The organism is Xanthomonas sp. WHRI 8932A (genome assembly GCF_035012785.1).
Taxonomy (GTDB): domain Bacteria; phylum Pseudomonadota; class Gammaproteobacteria; order Xanthomonadales; family Xanthomonadaceae; genus Xanthomonas.
The window spans coordinates 96,896-114,965 of the sequence record NZ_JAYGQQ010000015.1; the positions used below are offsets into that span (position 1 = coordinate 96,896).

Here is an 18,070-nt window from a genome sequence, read left to right on the forward strand (position 1 = left end):
GGGGGAAGGTGCCCGTAGGGCGGATGGGGGCAGCATGCCTTCGCCGCCGGCTCACACCCCTCATCCGGCGCATCGCGCCACCTTCTCCCGCTTGCGGGAGAAGGACATCATCAAGCCACCTTTCGTCGGTTGACGAACGAAGGGAAAACCAAGGTCCGACGCAATGACTCAGATGCACCCCCTGCTGATCGAACTGGGCACCGAAGAGCTGCCGGTCAAGGCGCTGCCGGGCTTGGCGCAGGCGTTCTTCGATGGCGTGCTGGCCGGGCTGGAAAAGCGCGGCATCGCGGTCACCCGTGGCGATGCCAAGCCGCTGTCCACCCCGCGCCGTCTGGCGGTGCTGCTGCCGGGCGTGGCCACCGAGCAGCCGGAACAGCGCTCCGAAGTACTGGGGCCGTATCTCAATATTGCGCTGGATGCCGATGGCAACCCGACCAAGGCACTGGCCGGTTTTGCCGCCAAGGCCGGCATCGACTGGACCGTGCTGGAGCGCACCAGCGACGCCAAGGGCGAGCGTTTCGTGCATCGCGCAGTGACGCCGGGTGCGCAAACCGCCGCGCTGTTGCCGGAGATCCTGCGCGAAGCGATTGCCGCCATGCCCATCCCCAAGCCGATGCGTTGGGGCGCGCATACCTACGCCTTCGCGCGGCCGGTGCAATGGTTGGTGCTGCTGTTCGGCACTGAGGTCATCCCGGCCGAACTGTTGGGCGTGCGGGGCGACCGCATCACCCGCGGCCATCGTTTCATGCACGAAGGCGAGGTGTCGTTGTCCGCGCCGGGCGATTACATCGACGCGCTACGCAGCGCGCATGTGTTGGTGGATGCCGATGCACGCCGTGCTCGTATCGTCGAAGAAGTCCAAGCGGCCGCCAAACAGGCCGGCGGCAGCGCGCGCATCAGCGACGACAACCTGGAGCAGGTGGTCAACCTGGTCGAATGGCCGTCGGCGGTGCTGTGCAGCTTCGAGCGCGACTTCCTGGCGGTGCCGCAGGAAGCGCTGATCGAAACCATGGAGATCAACCAGAAATTCTTCCCGGTGCTGGATGACGGCGGCAAGTTGACCGAGCAGTTCATCGGCATTGCCAACATCGTCTCCAAGGACGTGGCCGAAGTGGCCAAGGGCTACGAGCGGGTGATCCGTCCACGGTTTGCCGATGCCAAGTTCTTCTTCGACGAAGACCTCAAGCAGGGGCTGGAAGCGATGGGCGCAGGCCTTGCCGGCGTCACCTATCAGGCCAAGCTGGGCAGCGTGGCCGACAAGGTCGCGCGCGTAGCCGCTCTGGCCGAGGCGATCGCGCCGCAGGTCGGCGCCGACCCGGCGCAGGCACGCCGCGCTGCGGAGTTGGCCAAGAACGATCTGCAATCGCGCATGGTCAACGAATTCCCGGAATTGCAGGGTATTGCCGGGCGCCATTACGCAAAAGCCGCTGGCGAGCCGAGCGAGATTTCGCTGGCCATCGACGAGGCTTACCAGCCGCGTTTTGCCGGCGACGACATCGCGCTGTCGCCGCTGGGCAAGGTGCTGGCGATTGCCGAGCGTCTGGATACCTTGGCCGGTGGCTTTGCGGCCGGGCTGAAGCCGACCGGCAACAAGGACCCGTTTGCGCTGCGGCGTAATGCGTTGGGCTTGGCGCGGACGGTGATTGAGTCGGGGTTTGACTTTGATCTGAAGAAATTGCTTGCCGAGGCCAGGACTCAGATCAATCTCCAAGCAAGTGCCCGGCACTTACTCAAGACAGAAACTGCTGTAGCCAAGGCTAAAGAAGCCGGCGCCGCCTTATCGCAATCTGTCGAAAAAGACGCGCACACCGCGCTTGCGCAGACCAGCCAGGACGGCGAAATCTTCGACTTCATCCTCGATCGCCTACGCGGCTACTACGCCGACAAGGGCGTACCGGCAACGCACTTCAATGCAGTCGCTGCATTGTTCTCGGTCGCGCCCGAGGGCGCTCCTACAGGGCTCGTAGGAGCGCACCTGGGCGCGACCCACGGCTCCCTCTACGACTTCGACCGCCGCATCGATGCCATCGGTATCTTCGCCACGCTACCCGAGGCCGAAGCGCTGGCCGCGGCCAACAAGCGCATCCGCAACATCTTGCGCAAGGTCGACGGCGAAATCCCCGGCGACATCGACACCACGCTGCTGCGCGAACCGGCCGAAGAAGCGCTGGCCGAAGCGGTGGAAGCGGCCATCGGCGACACCGGCGATGCGCTGCACCGCCACGACTACGTCGCCGTGCTCGCTCGGTTGGCCCGCCTGCGTCCGCAGGTGGACGCGTTCTTCGACGGCGTGATGGTCAATGCCGAAGACCCGCAGCTGCGTGCCAACCGCCTGGCGCTGCTGAAGAAGCTCGGCGACCGCCTCGGGAGCGTTGCCGCCATCGAGCATCTGTCCAGCTGATGTCCACCGCTGCCGGCGCGACGCAGTGGCAACGTGCCCAGGACGCGCTGGCCCGCCGCGACATGGTCGCCGCGGCCGCAGCGTTACAGGCAGTGTTGGCGGTGGAGCCGACGCATGTGTCGGCCCGGGTGCTGTTGGCCGGCACCGTGCTGGCGAGCGGCAAGATGCGCGAGGCGGTCACGCAGCTACGCTTGGCCGCGCGCGATGTGGGCGACGATGTGACGCTGCGTTGCCGTGTGGCGCAAGCGCTGCTGCGCGTTGGCGAACATCGGCCGTTGCATGCGCTGCTGCGGCATCCATCGGTAGTGCAGTGTGGCGATGGCGCGACGCTGGCCTTGCTGGCGCATGTGCATCAATCCCTGGGCGAACATCCCGAGGCGCTGGCGATGATGCAGCGCGCGCAGGCCTGCGGATTCGATGGCGCGGATTTCCGCTTTTTCCTTGCCGTGCAATTGCAGTTCAACGGGCATCTGGATGCGGCAGCGCAGGCGCTGGAACAGACCTTGACGCAGCAGCCCGGCTACGGCCGTGCGGCGCTGACGCGTGCACGCTTGCGCCGCCAGAGCGCGACCAGCAACCATGTCGCGCCACTGCGCCAGCAGTTGCAGCGCGCTGCACCCGGTAGCGAAGACCGGGCCGGGCTGGCATTCGCGCTGTACAAGGAGCTGGAAGATCTGGGCGAGACCGATGCCGCCTGGGAGGCGCTGCAGCATGGCAATGCGGTCATGCACGCACGCCTGCGCCACGATGCCGAAGCCGAGGCATCGCTGTATTCGCAGTTGGGCGCCTTGGCCGATCAAGGCGTGTTTGCGGCCCAGCCGGCTGATGCTGCACCCGGTCCGCAACCCATCTTCGTGCTTGGCCTGCCACGTTCGGGCACCACGGTGCTCGAACGCATGCTAGGTAACCATTCGCAGATTGTCTCTGCGGGCGAACTGAGCGACTTCGGCCATCAGTTGCGCTGGGGCGCGGACCAGGCCGGACGCAGCCTGCTGGATGCGGGCCTGTTGCAGGCGCTGCCCACGCTGGACTACGCACAGGTCGGGCAGCGCTATCTGGAGCAGACGCAGTGGCGCGCGGGGCCGGCGCGCTGGTATATCGACAAATTGCCTGCCAATGCAGTGGCGATCGGGCCGATCGCACGGGCGTTGCCGGGTGCACTGATCGTGCATCTGGTGCGCGAGCCGATGGCAGTGTGCTTTTCCAACTATCGCGCGCTGTTCGGCGATTCCTATGCTTATAGCTACGACCTGCAGACACTGGCGCGTCATTACCAGGCGTATCACGGTTTGATGGCGCAGTGGCGCGCTGCGCTACCTGGCCGGGTGATCGATGTGGACTACGCGCAGATGGTGCGCGATCCATCTGCGGTGCTGGAGCAGTTGATGACGCGCTGCGGGTTGGCGATAGAGCCCGGGCAGATCGACATCACCCGCAATGCCGCAGCGTCGGCCACGCTGAGCAGCGTGCAGGTACGCGAGGGTGTGCATGGGCGCAATGTGGAAGCGTGGCGCCGCTATGCAACGCAACTGGAGCCGCTGAGGCAGGCCTTGTTACATATGGGCATGATCGAAACAGGCGCTACGCGCTAAGCCCAGCTGACAAGCGAATGCACTCACCGTCAGGTGGGCAGCCTGCTGTTTGATTCCCTTTAGCCCACTGCCACGTTGGCAGGTGCGATGTCCGCGCTGCTTGCGGAACCGCTGTTGGCGGGATGGATGTCACGTAAGAACCTGCGTGGATGGATGCACGGCGTGTCGTGCAAGCGATGACGGAATCGCGCCCTCATCCCACGTGTTTGGCAACATGTCTGCCAAGGCGAGTGCGACCAGACCTGGCCTCCATCGAGACAGCGTTCAAGCGATGCTGGTCGCTGCTCCAAGTCCAATCCAGGCGCATCCGCGTCGGCGGGGATGCCCCAAAAAAAAAACCGGCAGTCGTGATGACTGCCGGCCGTTGGTCACAACCGATGACTCACTGCGCGCCGAAGCGCCAGTTCAATTCCAGCATGTACGAACGGCCATAGCCGGTGTAGTTGAAGATGTTGTAGTACGGGTAGTCGGTGTAGGTGCGATCACGCGGTGGGCGGGTGTCGGCGAGATTGTTGACGGTTGCAGTCAGCGAGATGTCGTCGTTGATCGCATAGTCCAGCGTCGCATTGAAGGTGGTCCACGCTCCGACCTTGCGTGCGCCTTCCACCGCATAGCCATCGGTACTCTGCTGCGCGAGGAGGTTAGGTGTACGGCCGTAACGCTGGCCGAACAAGGTGGTGGTCCATGCATCCTTCTGCCAGGTGACCGAGGCATTGGTGATGCTGCGGAACTCGGTAGAGAAGAACGGCTCGCTCAGCAGGTCGCGCACCGGGTCTTGCGGGAACTGCTGGCTTTCATGCTTGAGCGTCAGGTTGTATTGCGCGTCGAACACAAACAGGCCCCAGGATTCGGTGGCCAGGTTGTAGGTCGCCTTGGTCAGCACACCGGAGATTTCCTCGCTGGAGATGTTGACCGGGTTGATGCGGATGTTGCTCAGACGATTGGGTACCTGCGCATCGGCGGCGGTACGGTCGATACGCGACAGCGCGTCCACGCAGGTCGGCGAGTTGATGTCCAGGGCGCCGAGCCGGCAGGCCGATTCGTTTTGCAGCAATGTATCGGTGCTCAGGTCGCTGACCTTGTCATCGATCTTGATGTTGTAGTAATCGGCATTGACGCTGAAGCGTGCGCTCGGCGACCACACCACGCCGGCGCCCCAGGATTTTGCGGTGATCGACTGCAAATCCGCATTGCCGGACCGACGGCCCTGGATGGTGGCGCCGGCATAGGTGCAGTCGGCAATCGGCACGCCGGGTTCTTCGACCGCGCAGCGGTAGTAGTCGTTGACGCCCTGGAAGAAGCCGCTGTCGCCAGCGAACGAGAACGCCATGTCCGGTGCCTTGAACGCTGTGGCGTAGTTGCCGCGGAACAGCAGCGAATCGATCGGGCGGAATTCCAGTGCGGCCTTGTAGGTGAACTTGGAATCGCCACCGCCACCCTGGTTCTTGTAGTCGTCGTAGCGGCCGGACAGATTGGCGGTGAGGGTGCTCAGGATCGGCACCCGCATTTCGAAGGCCGCCGCCCAATTCTCGCGCTTGCCGCTGCCCTGGGTGCCGGTCAGCTGGTAGAAGTCGCCGGCAATCACGCGCGGGTCGGTCGGATTGGTCCAGTACTGATTACCGGCCTGCAACACACCGGCGACGCCGACCGCACCGGCCGGCAGGTTGAACAACTCGGTGTTGGTCAGCTGCAGGTTGACGTTCTGGGTCCAGGTCCTGGACTTGGTGCGGATTTCATCGTTGAAGCTGCGGTATTGCGCCGGCGTCAACGCGCGATAGAAGTTGGCATCGTTGGGCGAATAGATCGGGTAGCCGGCGAAGTCGCCCTGCGACGCGCCAAGAAACTGTTCGCGGAAGAAATCTTCGATGCGGTCGGCCAGCGGCCACTGCTGACGGCTGTCGATCCGATACTCCGAGCGTGCGTAGTACGCATCGTAGGTCCAGTTGCTGGCACCCAGGCCGCCTTTCAGGCCGAGCGCGATGTTGTAGGAGTCGGCGGTCTGGCGGTTGTTGTTGAAATCTTGATTGCCGGTTTCTTCAGGTGCAAAAACGCGTTGATAGCTTTCGAGCTGCTGGCTGTTCTGATTGTAGAAAAGGCCACCGGTGTCCGACGAGGTCTGCCAGAAGCCGGGTCCGCTATTGACCTCGACGTTGGTGCGATTGAGTAACAAGGTCGAGTACAGCTCGGTGTTGTCGTTGAACGCATAGCTCAGGTTGGCATAGCCGCTGGCGCTGCGTTCCTTGTTGAGGATGCTGGCGTAGCCTGGTACTGCGCGGCTGCTGCAGAAGTTGCCGCGGTTGGCGCGGTTGTCGTATTGCACCGACCCATTGAACAGCGCCCCCAACGCCGCGCAGTTGTCTGCGCCGGGGTCGACATAGGTGGCCGGGGGGCCGGCGACGTTATGCAGCGCGATGCGTGAGCCATAACGCAGCGTCGGGTCCGGATTGTCGTTGGTGGAATCGAAGTCGCGGCGCTGATAGCCGTAGATCGGATCCTGATTGTTGAGCTGCAGGCCCCAGACGATGTTGGCGCCGCCGATCTCGTTGCCGCCGGTGAGCTGAAAGCGCTGGTTGTTGCCGCCACCGCCGTCGTAGGTGCCCATGCGGTAATTCATCTGCACGCCGTCCATGCGCTTTTTCAGGATGATGTTGACCACACCGGCGATGGCGCTGGAGCCGTAGATCGAGGACTGGTTACCGGGCGCCACGTCGATGCGCTCGACCATGCCCACCGGCACGCTGGCCAGATCGACGAAGTTGCTCTGGCCGTTGTAGAGCAACGGGTAGTCGGCCATCGGCCGGCCATCGATCAGTACCAGGGTGAAGCCGGGATCCAGGCCGAGCAGGCTCAGCGATTTGGCACCCGCGGTGAAGCCGTTGCTGAACTGGCTATCCTGGACCGCGCCGGTGGCCATCGGCTGCGAGCGCAGCACGTCGTAGACGTCTTTGAAGCCGCGGCGCTGGATGTCCTGGGCGGTGATCGAAAACACCGGAGTTGCGGTTTCGACCTGGGAACGGGGGATCAACGATCCTGTCACCGTCACCTTGTCCAGTTGAGTCACTTCACCTTGCTCCTGTGCCAGTGCAAGCGATGGCATGGTCAGGGCGGTGCACACGGCGGTAACCAGCAAATGACGCTTCATGAAACGAACCTCTCTCTCCAAAGGTATGAACGGGCGCGCGGCAATCGGGGGGCCGCGCGCAATGGGTGTCAACGGAACGTTAACAACGTACCGACTGTACCCAGTCCCGTCCGGTTCCGTATAGGCGTGTTTGCGCAGATTTTTTGTCCCTTCACGCCTAGGCTGGGTATCCTTTGCCGATGCTTAAAGCCGTCTTTGCTCTCTCCCTGCTGTGCACCCTGTTCGTTCCGCTGCAAGCGATTGCCCGGGCGACCATCGACAAGATCGAGATCAAAGGGCTGGACGACGGCGACGATGCCGAGATGATCGAGAACATCGAGGTCTCCCTGTCTCTGTATGAGGCCGTCGGCAAAGAGCAGGGCGAGTCGCGATTGGAGTACCTGCTGGCGCAGGCGGAGCGGCAGACGCGCGAGGCGCTGGAGCCGTTTGGTTACTACTCACCGACCATCGAACTGGCCGCGCCGCGCAATGGCGACAAGGTGACGGTTGTGATCACGGTGGACCGTGGCGAGCCGGTACGGGTACGCACCTCGCATATCTCCATCACCGGCTGGGCCGAGCAGGACCGTTATCTGGGGCAAGACCTCAAGCAGTTCGAGCCGCGCGAAGGCCAGGTCTTCAGCCACCCGCAATACGAAGCCAGCAAGGTGCGCATCACGCGGCGTCTGGCTGAGCGTGGGTACTTCGACGCCGACTTCACCCAGCGCCGGGTCGCGGTAACGCGTGCCGAGCATGCCGCCGACATCGACCTGAATTGGGATAGCGGCCGTCGCTACGACATGGGCAAGGTGCGCTTCGACTACGACTACTTTCGCGATGGCCTGTTCGATCCGCTGGTGTATTGGGACGAGGGCAGCTACTACCACGAAGGCAAACTGGATCGGCTGCGCGAGTCGCTGACCAAGCTGGATTACTTCAGCACCATCGATATCCAGCCCAAGCCCGAAGACGCCGATGCCGATGGCCGCGTGCCGGTGGACGTCAAGCTCACCCGCGCCAAGCGCACCGTCTACACCTCCGGTCTGAGCTACGGCAGCGAGAGCGGCGCCGGTGTGCGCGGCGGCGTGGAGCGGCGTTATGTCAATGCGCGTGGCCACAAGATGGACACGCAGCTGGACTACGCGCAGAACCGCAAGAGCCTGACCACCAGTTACCGGGTGCCGGCGTTCCGCTGGCTCGACGGCTGGTACACCGCCTCGGCGCGCCTGTACGACGAGCAGACCGAGTACATCGACCTGCGCAACGTCAAACTCACCGGCAGCCGCAGCGGCCAGATCAACGAGCGCTGGAGCGCGATTGCCTCGATCAACGCCTTGCGCGAGCGCTGGCGGTTCAGCAGCGGCAACGATTTCGAAGGTGCGGTGTACGAAACCTCCACGCTGATCTATCCGCAGCTGCAGGCCAACTACATCAATGTCGACGACCGACTGTTTCCGCGCAGCGGTGTGTCGGGCCAGGCGCTGATCCGTGGTGGCGCCGAAGGTGCGGGCTCGGACACCAATTTCGGCCAGCTCTATGGGCAGCTGCGCTGGTTTTTGGGCGCAGGCGAGAACGGGCGGGTGATCCTGCGCGGCGAAGGCGGCACCACCTGGACCAGCGATCTGGTGGCGATGCCGCCCAGCCTGCGCTTCTTTGCCGGTGGCGCCAACAGCATCCGCGGCTACGCCTTCCGCGAAGTGGGCCCACGCACGCCCAGGCCGGACGAATTTGCGCTGGGTGCCAAGAACGTGGTCACCGGCAGCGCCGAGTACGAGCATTACCTCAAGGGCGGCCCGTGGGGCGGAGCGGTCTTTGTCGATAGCGGCAGCGCCTTCGACGACCGGCCCGACTGGCATACCGGTATCGGCTTCGGTCTGCGTTGGCGGTCGCCGGTGGGGCCGGTGCGCGTGGATATCGCACACGGCTTGAACGACCCCGACTCGCAGTTTCAGCTCTATATCGATATCGGGGCCAACCTGTGAGCACACCCACGCCACCTGCCGTACCGCGCCGCGCGCGTTTTTATCGCCGGCGTCGGTTCTGGGTGGGCTCGGGGCTGACCGTGCTCGGGTTGGTGCTGCTGGCCCTGATCGCGCTCTATTGGTTGCTGCAGACCGTGGCCGGGCGCGACGTGTTGCTGGCGCAGGTGGTTGCGCGCCTGCCGGTGGGTGCCAGCTTCAGCTACGGCAGTGTCGAAGGCCCGGTGGCCGGCCCGCTGACCTTGCGCAATGTCGACTTCACTTATCAGGACATCCACTTCACCGCCGAGCGTGTGTATCTGGAGCCGGATCTGCGCCCATTGCTCGGCCGCAAGCTGCAGCTGGACGCGGTGCAGGTCAGCAACGCCACGTTGAATCTTGGCAAGAGCGACGAACCGTTCAAGCTCCCCAGCTGGCCCGAATCGCTGCCGCAGATCAACGTGCCGCTGGCGATCCAGGCCGACAAGATTGCAGTGGATAACCTGCGCATCACCCAGTTGCAGCAGCCGATGATCGTGCTGCACAAGATGCAGGGCGGGCTGGAAGTGGCGACCGGCGAACTGCGCACGCGCGATCTGGTGATCGACACCGACATGGGCGACTTCCGCCTGCATGGCGATTACATTCCCAACGACGCTTACCACGCCGATCTCACTGCCACCGCGGTGCTGCCGGCCGCGCGGGGCCGCACGCCGGCCAGCCTGGGCCTGGTCGCACGCGGTGACCTGGACAAGATGGAAGTGGCGATCGCCGGCCGCGCGCCGGCACCGCTGCAGGCCAGCCTGGTGTTCACCGGCCGCAACGACCCGACCTGGGCGTTCAAGGCGGTCACCGAGGCACTGGATACCTCGTTGCTGATTCCGGCCGCCGCTGGCGCGACCAACGCACCGGCCACGCCGATCGCAGTGAACCTGACCGCGTCCGGCAAGGGCGGCAAGGCCGATCTGCAGGGCAGCGTCAAACAGGGCGCGCTGAGCGCGACCTTGCAGCCGTCTCACATCAGCTTGCAGGAGCAGGTGTTGACCGTCGAACCGTTGGTGATCGATACCTTCGAAGGGCGCACCCAGCTGCGCGGCACCGCCGATTTCCGCGATACCCAGAATCCGAGTTTCCGCTTTGCGGTCAATGCCAAGGGCCTGCGCTTCACTCCCGCGGTCGACCCGGCCACCCCCGATGCGCCGGTGGTGCCGGTGGAATTGATCGACGCGCGCCTGGGCGTGGCCGGCACCCTGAAGGCGTGGGCCGCAATCGGCCGCGCCACCGTGGAGCGCGACGGCCAGCAAGCCGCGCTAGTGTTTGACAGCCGTGGCAACGACCAACGCGCGCAGCTCAAGCAGGTGCAGGCCACCACGCCGGGCGGCTCGCTGGATGTCACCGGCGAGGTGGGCTGGGCACCGGAGCTGCAGTGGGATGTCACCGCGCAGCTGGCCAAGTTCGACCCGGGCTATTTCGCGCCGGGCTGGAACGGCAATCTGTCCGGCAAGATCGCCTCCAAGGGCCGGCAGTTGCCGGCGCCGGCCGGTGGCGTGTCGCCGGGCTTCGAAGCCACGGCCGATGTTCCCAGCCTGACCGGCCAGCTGCGCCAGCGCGCGCTGTCGGCCAACGGCAAGTTTGCCCTGCGTGGCGAACAGGGCGAGGGCGAACTGCAACTGTCGCTGGGCAATAGCCGCGTCACTGCCAAAGGCAAGGTCGGCGACCAGCTCGATATCGCCGCACAACTGCAGCCGCTGCAACTGGACGACGTGCTGCCTGGCGCCACCGGCACCGTGCGCGGGCAGTTGCAGGTCAGCGGCCGCCGCGATGCGCCGGACATCACCGCCGACATCGCCGGCAATGGTCTGCGCTGGAACACCTATACCGCGCAGAGCATCAGCTTGCGTGGGCGCCTGCCGTGGCGCGGCAGCGATGGACAACTGGCGCTGCAGGGCACCGCCATCGAAGCGGGCGTGGTGCTGGACAGCGTGCGCGTGCAGGCACGCGGCGCGGTGGAAGCGCTGCGTCTGGATGCCGATATCGCCAACAGCATGGCCAGCGTCGCGCTGCAGGGCGATGTGCGTCGTAATGGCGCGCGCTGGCAGGGGCAGGTCGCCACGTTGCGGATCGCACCGTCGAAGGGCGATGCCTGGGCGCTGCGGCAGCCGGCGCAGTTCAGTACCGACGGCGCGGCCTTCACTTTGTCCGACACCTGCCTGGGTGCGGCCACCGGCGGTGCGCTGTGCGCCAGCGCCAACTGGCCGCACGAGGGCATGGTGGTGCATGGCGACGCGTTGCCACTGTCGTTGGTGCAACCGTGGTTGCCCAAGCAGGAAGGCCGGCAGATCTATCTGCGCGGTGAGCTCGCACTCGACGGCAGCTTCAAGCCGCACGGCAATGCATGGGAAGGCAGCTTCCGCATCGCCTCGCCCGAAGGCGGTATCCGCCTGGGAGAAACCCGCTACGCCGCGGTGGCCGGCAACCCCAATCGCGGTGAGTTGCTGCGCTACGACCAGTTCAGCATGCAAGCCGATTTCACCCCGCAGCAGATCCAGGGCAAGCTCGGTGTCGGCTTCCAGGGCGCAGGCTTTGTCGATGCCAAGTTCAACACCGGCTGGGACGCGTACGCGCCGCTCAATGGCGAGCTGTATCTCAACATGTCGCGGCTGTACTGGCTGGAGCTGGTGGTGGCCGATGTGGTGCGGCCCAAGGGCCTGGTCGAAGGCCATGTGAGCCTGCGCGGCACCCGCGACAAACCGCTGCTGGGCGGCGACGCCACCCTGAGCGATTTCACTGCCGAATACCCGTCGATGGGCCTGACCTTGAGCGAGGGCAAAGGCCGCTTCGACGCCTTGCCGGACGGCTCGGCCAAGATCACCGCCTCGGCCAAGTCCGGCGAGGGCACGCTCACCGTCGATGGCGGGCTGTCGTGGTTCGGCACCAGCACCCCGTTGCTGCTCAACATCCGCGGGCAAAACGTGCTGGCCTACAACACCAGCGAGTTGCGCATCATCGCCAACCCGGACATGCAGTTCGGCATCGTCGACAAGACCATGCAGCTGCGCGGCAAGGTCACCGTGCCCGAAGCCGATATCGACCTGGAGCGCCTGGATCGCGGCACCTCGGTGTCCGAAGACGTGGTGGTGCTGGACCCAGTCGACCCGGAGGTCGCTCCGTCCTCGCCATTGGATATGGACCTGGCCATCGTGCTTGGCGACAAGGTCAACATGAGCGGTTTCGGCCTGAAGGGCGGCCTGAGCGGGCAGATGCAGATCCGCGCCCGCCCGGGGCGCGAAATGACCGCCAATGGCGGGCTGGATGTGCGCGGCCGCTACAAGGCCTATGGCCAGGATCTGACCATCAGCCGCGGCCAGCTGACCTGGAACAACAACATCGTCTCCGACCCGCGCGTGAGCCTGCGCGCCGAACGCAAGATCGGCGATGTCACCGCCGGTATCGACGTCAGTGGCCGCGCCGAATCGCCACGCGCCGATGTGTGGTCGGAGCCGGCGATGTCGCAATCCGAAGCGCTGTCGTACCTGGTACTCGGCCGCGGCCTGTCCACCGCCAGCAGCGACGAAACCCAGCAAGTCAGCGCCGCCTCGGCTGCACTATCGGCCGGCAGCAGCCTGATCGCCTCGCAGATCGGCGCCAAGCTCGGCCTGGACGAAGCCGGCGTCAGCCAATCCAGCACGCTCGGCTCAGTGGTGGGCTTCGGCAAATACCTCTCGCCCAAGCTGTACGTCGGCTACGGGGTCTCGATGATCGGCGGCGGCTCGGTGCTGACGCTCAAGTACCTGCTCAGCCGCGGCTTCGATGTGGAAGCCGAATCCAGCACGGTGGAGACCAAGGGCTCGGTGAATTGGCGGCGGGAGAAGTAGAACCGCTGGGAGGGGCGAGCGGCTTGTAACTTGCGCTCGCCCTGCGCATGCCACCGGTTCTGGTTGCCGAGTAACGAAGCAAAACGCTCCGGCCTGCACGCACCTGACGGGTCGATCACCCGCATCAGGCCGCCAATGCGACAGGCAATTGCATAGCCGGGTGGTTGGAAAGTGGATGTGTCGCCAATATCGCTGAGGCATTCCACAACCTTGGCAATCGGTCGCACTGCGTTGCCAGGCGGACCAGCCGCGTATTCGCGCCCGCACGAGTGGATGCGGTACGCGTTGCCGCCGACAGGCATCACACCAGACTTCGTGTGCCGTTGCCTGTCGACTTGGCGAAGCAGGACCGCCGCGGGACTGCATGTGATGCTCCCGGCGATGGCTGCCTTGCCCCAGCCAGGACCGTTCCGGGCCATGCCGGATTGGCTATCATGCGAAAGACCCGGTGAGTGCATGCGTGCCTGGATTACATTCCGGTCCGGCATTGCCCTTGCTCCGGTCGTCCCTATGCTCAAGGAATAGCATGACTCAGGTTTTACGTGCTGGTGAAAATACCCAGCTACCTGCCACGGCAGGCGAAATTGTCATTTCTCACCAAGGTGCTGCCAACCTCGACATCAATCTCACGGCGTTTCTTGTCGATGAGAGCGGCAAGATTTCCAAAGACAGCGACATGGTCTTTTTCAACGCCGACCGGCATCCTTCCGGAGCCGCGATCTATCAATCGCCGGTGCAATCCGGTTCGTCCATCCAGCATCGACTTTTGTTTGATCTTGCGCTGCTGCCGCCGGGAATCGCACGCATTGCAGTGACACTCAGCGAGGATGGCAGCAGCGCAGGCTTTGCATCGGTAGAGCAACTTGTCGCGAAGGTTACGGTCAATGGCAACGTCTTCGAGTTGATGCCGGCCACATTCGCTACCGAGAAAGGCATCATCGTACTGGAGATGTACCTGCGCAGTGGCCAAGCCAAAGTGCGCTCGGTGTGGCAGGGCTTTGCCTCAGGTCTGAAGGGGCTATGCGATCACTATGGCGTCAGCGTCAGCGATGAACCTGCAACTCCCGCCCCCGCTCCGGTGTCAGTTGCCAAGGTGACGTTGAGCAAGAGCGACGAATCCCATCGCATTTCGCTGGCCAAGGGGCCAAGCCGTCCAGAGAAAATCGTGGTGAAGGCCACCTGGATCGATAATGGCGACGGCCTGGATAACGATGATCTGGATCTGCGGGTTGGCATCCTGTACCCGGATGGCCGCATGGGCATCATCCAGGCACCCGATAAGGCCGGATCCCTGTTGTCGGCGCCGTATGTGTTTCATACCGGAGATGTGGTGAGCGCGAGTGTGTCCGCTCCCGGCACCGAGAAGGTTGAAGTCAACCCGGACATCTCCAAAAAGTTGGGCGGCAAGGTCGGACTGGTCTTCAGCGTTTATTCTGCGATTTCCAACGGTGCCGTGTCGGTCGCCTCGCTCAAGCCGCAAATGCGTATTGAGTATGGCCAGCACGTCGTGGAGTGCGCGTATGCCTTCGAGCACGACGAGGATTACGGGATTTACACGTATGTCATCGGGTTGATTGATATCGATGGCGACACGATCGATATCCGTCCCGCCGGCGTGACCTCCGCTGATGGCAGCGAAGAAACGCCCTGGCTTTCGCGCAAGCTTGATTGCCTTGTTCTCAGCATGGATGGTCCTCCGGTGTTCAAGGGACAGCCGCCCAGCAAATGGGGCAAGAAACGCTACGTGTGAGAGGTCCGGCATCGTCAGAGGTGGCGCTTGAGCAAAGCGCCAACGCGTACGTCCAAAGATGCATTGCTAACCCTGCTTCGAACGGCGCGCCATCTGACCGCTCTTCATCAGCAACATCGCTCGTTCCTTGGCGATATTGCCGAGTGAAGCCGCGACGGGACGGGCCGCTGAGCACATGTAATTTGTTCTGGAAGCGACAGGAGTCAGTGCCGTGACCCGTCTTCGTGCTTACGCAGCGCGCCAGGTCCGGGCAATGGTTTGGCGGTGCTTGATCGTGTCCATGATCCACAAAACCAGTGCGCCGAGGGCGGCGACTTCACTGAAGACGAAAATGACCGCCCCCATTTTGAATATCGGCAATAACAGCAGAAGGCTCCAGCCCTTGAGTTCGAACGCAAGGCGGGCGCGTTGCATGTAGCGGCGCACGGCAAGTATCAGCCCAGGTATCAAGACAATGCTGCCCAGGATGCGTTGGCCGCCCAGATGGATCAGCAGCATGCCAAGGCATACCAGCAGAGGAATGAAGGCCAGTCGCCAGAAGATGGCCTGTCGGCTGGATCGCACATTCTCGTCCTGCGACTGCCAGCCTATCAGCGCAGCGAAACCGAACCAGCTCAGCCAGGCGAAGACGGTGGCTATCGCCAGACCAAGCGAGAGATTGACCGCGTCCATACGTCCGCTGGACAGGGTGAGCAGCAGGGTGAGCAGACCGATCGCCGTGCCTACCAGCGCACTACGTGCCAGTCCGACCAGCAGGCGCGGAAGGTTGGCTTGTCCGGCTTGGTCCAATGCCGACCAGAACGCCACACGTCGCAGGTTGAACTGCGCAGGCAGCGGTTCGCGTGGATGACCGAAAGCTGCAAGGAGCTGCAGCACCTTGGCGACCTTGCTGGGCAAGAGCGCGGCACCCAACAGCCGGCTCCAGGAAAAGGCGCCTTGCAACTGACCGACCAGGGAGCGCGCCTGGCCGGTAGAGGATGCCAGTCGCATGCGCTGGATCAGGTGCCAGTGCAGGGTCTGCTCGCCCGCCGGCTCCAGCAACCAGTGCTTGTGCATGCGCTGGCGCAGCTCGCCGAGCGCCAGAGCATCGACCCCGCTCCCCACTTGGTCCCAGTCGAAACAGCGGACCAGCAGCTCACAGTTGTCCTCGTGCATGCCGGGACGGGACTGGAACAAGCGGTTGGCGAGTGTATGACCGATGAGCGGCTTGTGTTGAAGGGACCACAACGCTGGCTGCGCCCGCAGCCAACTCGCCAGCGCGGCTGGCGTTAGGGTGCAGGCCTGGACCAGGATGTCGTGGACGGTGGCGGTGATGTCGACCCGTGCAGGCGGAGCGGTGACGTCGACGTGAACGGGAGTTGGCCTAGCCTCCGGCCTTGCTGCCATGTCGTCGCCGGCCGGAATCGCAGGCGCGGTCTTGGGTGTGGGCGGGTCGATCACCCACTCGATCGCAATCGGCGATGATGAAACATCGTCATCACCATGCAGCGATGCGGCCGCGTCCCGTCGTGACGTCCGTGCGCGTCGCCAGGCCAGCGCAGCCTGATATGCCTCATGCAGTTGCTGGAAGCCTTGCGGATCCTCATCCGGGCGAGTCACTTTCAGGCGTGCTGCGTAGGCCCGCTTGATGGCGCGCTCATCTACATCTTCGGCCAATCCCAGCGCGTCCAACGCCCAACTCACGCGCGTGCTTCCAGTTCGTCCAGTGCCTGCGCAAGTTCGTCGCGGTGGCGTTCGATGCGTCGCAGATCCTGGCTCTCAAGCACCTCCCGGAACTGCACGATCCACTGCTGCACCAGATGGCGCGCGTCGATATATTCCTCATAGACGCGCTCGGTACGTGCCATCAGTGCGATATTTTGCTGCTGGTCGCGTGGATGTACCTTGAGAGCCTCCAGTGCCTGCAGCCGCCGCGCGATTTCTTCGCGATCAAGCAGCCCGGGGTTCTGTTCCAGCACCAGTTCGTGGCGCCTGCCGGTGGCATCTTCGATCACCTCCACCTGTAACAGCCCATCGACATCATAGGTAAAGCGGGTGAGCACGCCTTGCTCGCTGCGTGCGCGCCTGGGATCCAGGGGAACGCGTATTTCGCCCAGTTTGATGTTCTTTTCCACCATGGGATTTTCACCCTGGTAGACATCGATGATGACATGGGTCTGCTGCTCGTTGATCGGATAGAAACGGTCCTCGCGGCTCACCGGCACCACGCTGTTACGCGGGATGATGGGATGGAAATAGCCGGAGCGCACCTTGCCATCGTTGCCCTGACGCGCCACCTGGGTGCCCAGCGTGTACGGGCACACATCGGTGAGCACCACTTCGCGCAGGCTCTCGTCGCGGCTCTTCAGGCCAGCAGCCACCAACGCACCCAGCGCGATCGCATGATCCGGATTGACGTGCCGCAGCGGCAGCCGGCCCAGCATGCGGGTGGCCAGCCGGCTGATCATCGGCATGCGCACCGCGCCGCCCACCAGCACGATGTCGTCCAGTTCCGATGGTTTGAGCTTGGCATCGCGCAAGGCGCGCTCGATCGGAGTGCGCATCCGCTGCAACAGCGGCTCGGCCAGCTGCGCAAAGCGCGCTTCGTCGATCTCCCAGGCATAGCTCTGTCCAGCCATGCTCAGGTTGATGGCACCTTGCGCCTGCGTACTCAATTCGCGCTTGAGCTGTTCCAGGCGGCGGCGCAGCTGCGCACTATCGCCGGGTGCGAGCTTGGCAGCATCGAGACGATGCTCGGCACAGAAGCCTTCCACCAGCACCTCGAGAAAATCCTCGCCGCCGAGAAAGTTGTCGCCAGCACTGGCGTGCACTTCGACCACACCATCGAACATTTCCAGCAGCGACACGTCGAACGTGCCACCACCCAAATCCAGCACCAGCACGCGGCCTTCGCCGCCACGTTCCTGCAGCCCGTAGGCCAGCGCAGCAGCGGTGGGCTCGTTGATCAACCGTTCGACGCGAATACCCGCCAGTTCGCCGGCCACGCGCGTGGCCTTGCGCTGCGCGTCTGAGAAGTACGCCGGTACGCTGATGACGGCTTCTTCGATCTTGCTGCCTAGCGCCGCTTCGGCATCGGCAATCAACGAGCGCAGGATCAGCGCCGATAATTCTTCGGGGCGGAAGCTGCGCTCACCCAGCTTGGTCTCGCGCGGGCTGCCCATCCAGCGTTTGAATGCCGCCACACTCAGATGCGGATGTGTCACCAGACGCTCGCGCGCCGGCTGGCCGACCAGCAAGCTGCCGTCATCGCCGATGCTGATCACCGACGGTGTCAACAGGCTGCCGTGCGGATTGGCGAACAGTCGCCCGCCCTCGGCATCGTGCACGCCGATCAGTGAGTGTGTGGTGCCGAGGTCGATACCTACGATCATGA

8 protein-coding genes are annotated in these 18,070 nt (G+C 64.0%); 5 read left to right on the forward strand and 3 right to left on the reverse strand.

Features of this window, described 5'->3' with window-relative positions; genetic code table 11:
• Nucleotides 1-163 precede the first annotated feature (163 nt).
• Complete coding sequence (glyS, locus tag VC212_RS21855) at nt 164-2,401, forward strand: glycine--tRNA ligase subunit beta (RefSeq protein WP_323526926.1); 2,238 nt, start codon at nt 164-166, stop codon at nt 2,399-2,401.
• Nucleotides 2,401-3,993, forward strand: a complete 1,593-nt coding sequence (locus tag VC212_RS21860) for a sulfotransferase (RefSeq protein WP_323526927.1) — start codon at nt 2,401-2,403, stop codon at nt 3,991-3,993. The genes glyS and VC212_RS21860 overlap by 1 nt, the downstream gene beginning before the upstream one ends.
• Before the next feature lie 382 nt (nt 3,994-4,375).
• Here VC212_RS21860 and VC212_RS21865 read toward each other — a convergent pair whose 3' ends face one another.
• Entirely contained in the window at nt 4,376-7,075 is a 2,700-nt protein-coding gene (locus VC212_RS21865; RefSeq protein WP_323526943.1) for a TonB-dependent receptor, read from the reverse strand.
• 239 nt (nt 7,076-7,314) lie between these two features.
• On the opposite strand from VC212_RS21865, the gene VC212_RS21870 reads away from it, so the two are divergent.
• From VC212_RS21870 to VC212_RS21880, 3 genes are all read left to right on the forward strand, one after another.
• Nucleotides 7,315-9,096, forward strand: coding sequence for an autotransporter assembly complex family protein (locus VC212_RS21870; RefSeq protein ID WP_115514311.1), 1,782 nt, complete (start codon nt 7,315-7,317; stop codon nt 9,094-9,096).
• Nucleotides 9,093-12,947 carry a translocation/assembly module TamB domain-containing protein gene (locus VC212_RS21875; RefSeq protein ID WP_323526928.1) on the forward strand — a complete coding sequence of 1,285 codons (3,855 nt, stop codon included), beginning with the start codon at nt 9,093-9,095 and terminating at the stop codon, nt 12,945-12,947. The genes VC212_RS21870 and VC212_RS21875 overlap by 4 nt, the downstream gene beginning before the upstream one ends.
• Nucleotides 12,948-13,473: 526 nt before the next feature.
• Nucleotides 13,474-14,697, forward strand: coding sequence for a TerD family protein (locus VC212_RS21880; protein ID WP_323526929.1), 1,224 nt, complete (start codon nt 13,474-13,476; stop codon nt 14,695-14,697).
• Between the two features lie 228 nt (nt 14,698-14,925).
• On the opposite strand, the gene VC212_RS21885 is transcribed toward VC212_RS21880, so the two are convergent.
• Nucleotides 14,926-16,380, reverse strand: a complete 1,455-nt coding sequence (locus VC212_RS21885; protein ID WP_323526930.1) for a hypothetical protein — start codon at nt 16,378-16,380, stop codon at nt 14,926-14,928.
• The gene (locus VC212_RS21890; protein ID WP_323526931.1) at nt 16,377-18,068 is read right to left on the reverse strand and encodes a molecular chaperone HscC; all 1,692 of its coding nucleotides are present in this window, start codon (nt 18,066-18,068) and stop codon (nt 16,377-16,379) included. Before VC212_RS21890 ends, VC212_RS21885 begins: the two co-directional genes overlap by 4 nt.
• Nucleotides 18,069-18,070 lie beyond the last annotated feature (2 nt).

Coding starts and splice junctions, on each gene's coding strand:
- glyS (WP_323526926.1), top strand. CDS start 164: ATGACTCAGATGCACCCCCTGCTGATCGAACTGGGCACCGAAGAGCTG.
- VC212_RS21860 (WP_323526927.1), top strand. CDS start 2,401: ATGTCCACCGCTGCCGGCGCGACGCAGTGGCAACGTGCCCAGGACGCG.
- VC212_RS21870 (WP_115514311.1), top strand. CDS start 7,315: ATGCTTAAAGCCGTCTTTGCTCTCTCCCTGCTGTGCACCCTGTTCGTT.
- VC212_RS21880 (WP_323526929.1), top strand. CDS start 13,474: ATGACTCAGGTTTTACGTGCTGGTGAAAATACCCAGCTACCTGCCACG.
- VC212_RS21890 (WP_323526931.1), bottom strand. CDS start 18,068: ATGATCGTAGGTATCGACCTCGGCACCACACACTCACTGATCGGCGTG.